General features: G+C 36.6%; 1 pseudogene. It reads right to left on the reverse strand.

The annotated features are described in order from the left end of the window. Positions 1-357: pseudogene (locus AB4496_RS27030) on the reverse strand (hypothetical protein); the annotation flags it as partial. Positions 358-369 lie beyond the last annotated feature (12 nt).

A 369-nucleotide genomic window follows, 5' to 3' on the forward strand; every position in this document is an offset into this window, starting at 1 on the left:
TGTGTTACTGGTGACTCCATCTTTAGTGGCTGTGATCTTTATAAATCCTAACGCTTTGCCAATTAATTGTCCCGGTTCTACAAAATATCCAATGTTCTTGTTATTAGAGCGCCAAATGCTTAAATCAGTTAGCACCTTTGAAGAGTGATCAGAATAATAACCTACTGCGACGAAAGCTTTTTTGTTCCCCTTCCTCATCGTTAATTTACTTGTTCCCCGAATTCCTGATGAGGAGACGCTAATATCGATCCGTTCTAATGTTATTGCTGGTTTTACATCAACCTCTTCTGACAATTCTAAATTACAACCTGCCAAGAAGAGTATAATTAATATATAAAGGGAGATAATTTTATTCATGGCTATAGCTAG

The organism is Vibrio sp. 10N.222.46.A1 (genome assembly GCF_041473595.1).
In the GTDB taxonomy this organism is placed as follows: domain Bacteria; phylum Pseudomonadota; class Gammaproteobacteria; order Enterobacterales; family Vibrionaceae; genus Vibrio; species Vibrio tasmaniensis_A.